General features: G+C 59.7%; 3 protein-coding genes. All 3 read left to right on the top strand.

Features of this window, described 5'->3' with window-relative positions:
• Positions 1 to 510, top strand: a 510-nt coding sequence (locus NW852_RS01450; RefSeq protein ID WP_414426407.1) for a ubiquinol-cytochrome c reductase iron-sulfur subunit, incomplete at its 5' end; no start/stop codon positions are given.
• Between the two features lie 59 nt (positions 511 to 569).
• On the top strand, positions 570 to 1,718 hold the full coding sequence (locus NW852_RS01445) for a glycosyltransferase family 4 protein (RefSeq protein ID WP_414426406.1): 1,149 nt from the start codon (positions 570 to 572) through the stop codon (positions 1,716 to 1,718).
• Positions 1,719 to 1,791: 73 nt separating this feature from the next.
• On the top strand, positions 1,792 to 2,621 hold an 830-nt coding region (locus NW852_RS01440), incomplete at its 3' end, for a PRC-barrel domain-containing protein (protein WP_414426405.1).

Raw genomic sequence — 2,621 nt, 5'->3', positions numbered from 1 at the left:
CCCGACTTTAGTCGGTGGGAGTGTCAACTTGTATCCATCTCAGGACACGTGGCTATGTACAACAATCGTCGCGGTTTTCTGCGTTGGCTGGCGCTTGGTTTTGGCTCGCTGGTGGGCCTGTTGCCTGCCTCGGCTCAGCGCCGTTTTAACCGTGCCATTGCCCAGGGTGCTGCTTCGGGCCCCAAAGGGGCTGAGCCGGAGTTCGTTAAAGTGGCAACACTGGAAGATCTCAAAGAAGGCCCCTTCAAGGTAGAAGACGCCTTTGGGAAGAACACCGCCACCCTTTGGTTGGTCGGGGATCCTCAAAAGTCAGACTCGCTGCTGGCTCTGGATGCAGCCTGTCCCCATGCCGGCTGCGACGTAGACTGGCGGGGGGAGAACTTCGTCTGCCCCTGTCATGGCTCAGCTTTTGCCGCCGATGGCAGCCGTACCCGTGGACCAGCCAAGGCCGACCTAACCGCCTACAAAGTTAAGGTGGAGAAAGGGGAAATCTTCGTGGCCAGAACCTGACCTTGTCCCCCAGAGTTAACCAAACTAGCCAGCAAGGGGTCGAGCCTGCAAGGCTGCCCATGATTTGTCCCCAGCGCTTCTTGTTTGTCTCCACCCCCGTTGGGCCTCTGGGATCGGGGGGTGGGGGCGGGGTAGAGCTCAACCTTGTCAACTTGGCGCGTAGCCTGCTGGAGAGGGGAGCCGAGGTGTGCGTGCTAGCCCCCGAGGGATCCCACAGTGCCGACTTGCCAGAGGGAGTTATCGAGACAGTTACAGGCCTCCCCCCGCCCTATGCCCAAAGCCAGCGCCGCGACCAGCCGGTCTGTCTCTCCACCCCTTCCCTAGTGGCCAACCTATGGCAGCGGGCTGCCCAACTGCAGGATCAGTTCGAGCTCATTGTGAACTGGAGCTACGACTGGCTCTCGTTCTACCTGACAGATTTTTTCCGCACGCCGGTGGCCCATATCGTCAGCATGGGATCCCTTAGCGACGCCATCGATCAGGCCCTGGAGCACATTGCCTACCGCTACCCAGGTCGGCTGGCAGTGCACTCGCGGGCGCAAGCCCAGACCTTTGCCTTTGCCCGCGCCCAGATGGCGGCGGGGCGGGATCCCTTTGTCTATTTGCCCTGCGGCGTCGATCTCAGCCGCTACGACTTTGTGCCGGAGGGAAACGGAGCCCTGTGTTGGGTTGGCCGCATTGCCCCAGAAAAGGGCCTGGAAGACTGCGCCGCCCTGGCCGAGAAGACGGGAAGGCCGGTACTGCTCCTGGGCCACCTGCAAGACCCAGCCTACTGGCAGCAGATTCAAAAACGGTACCCACGGGCCCAATTGGATTACCGGGGTTTTTTGCCCACTTCCCAGATGCAGCAGCTCTTGGGCCAATGTTCCGCCTTGATCATGACGCCCAAGTGGGTGGAAGCCTTTGGCCTGGTGGCAGTGGAAGCCTTGGCCTGTGGCGTGCCGGTGATTACCTACCGCCGTGGGGGGCCAGCGGAAATTGTTAGCGATGGCGAGACTGGCTGGGTGGTGGAGCCAGACGACGTGGCGGCCTTGGCAAGGGCTGTAGAACGCCTGGATAGCCTCGACCGCAGCCGCTGCCGACACCAGGTAGAACAGCACTATTCCCTACCGGCCATGACGGAGCGGTTTTTGGCCTGGAGTGAGCAAATTGTCCGGAATCCGATCCCAGCCGCCCGCAAGGGAGGGGACAGGCAATGGTACTATTAACTTGATTTTGGTGCCTGGGGCCGGATGACCAGCCCACTAATGCGAAGCTTCGACTCACGACGGGGAAACCACCATGACGACTGGGAAAGGATCTGTTGCGCTGGTGCGACCAGAGGTTCGTCGGCGGTCACAGGTTCTGGGAACGCAGGTGATTAGCCAAGCCAATGCAGCCCGACTCGGAGTAGTTAGCGAAGTTTGGGCAGATCTGGAAGCCAAGCAAGTGCTGGTGCTGGGGGTGCTGGAGAAAGCCTTTGCCGGATCCCCACGGTTGCTGGATCTACGGCAGGTAACGGCCTTGGGCCAAGATGCCATCCTCATTCCTAGTGATGAAGTTTTCGACGACTTGGACTTGCAAGGCCTAAGTCGAGTGGTTGGCAGCGAGGTGGTTACAGAAGAAGGGATCCGCCTTGGAAAAGTCAAAGATTTCGAATTCAACTCCGTCTCTGGCCTGATCACAGGCCTAATCCTCTCTAACCTCGGCCTTACCTTTTTGCCCGGCTTCATCCTCAGCACCTATTTGCTTCCTGCGGATGAGATCGTCTCAGTTGGCGGCGATCGCCTTATTGTTGCTGATGGCGCCGAAACCCGCCTAGCCCAACTGACCAAGGGAATTTTGGAAACCCTGGGACTGGGTAAGCCCTCTTGGTTACCCGAAACTGGCTTCGCCCCCGCCCTGCCCAGGGCTGTCGATGACTACTCTGCCGTCGAGAAAAACTACGAGGAAGAATACGACGAGGAAGGCGAACAAGAAGACGATCACCCCGAAGAAGAGCCCGAACTCCAGGGCGAAGCAGGGTCTCCCCGTCAGCCCGAGCCTGTTCCTGCTCCTGAACAACCAGAGTGGGAGCAGGAGTACGTCCAAGCAGAAGCCCCCCCTTCCGAGCCAGCTCCTGAGTCTGCCCC

It is taken from the genome of Synechococcus sp. H60.1, from assembly GCF_047462335.1.
GTDB lineage: Bacteria > Cyanobacteriota > Cyanobacteriia > Thermostichales > Thermostichaceae > Thermostichus.
This window is presented reverse-complemented; position numbering and strand designations above follow the sequence as displayed.

What these genes read in the sequence shown, in the direction of transcription:
- NW852_RS01445 (WP_414426406.1), top strand. Translation starts at nt 570, where the DNA reads ATGATTTGTCCCCAGCGCTTCTTGTTTGTCTCCACCCCCGTTGGGCCT.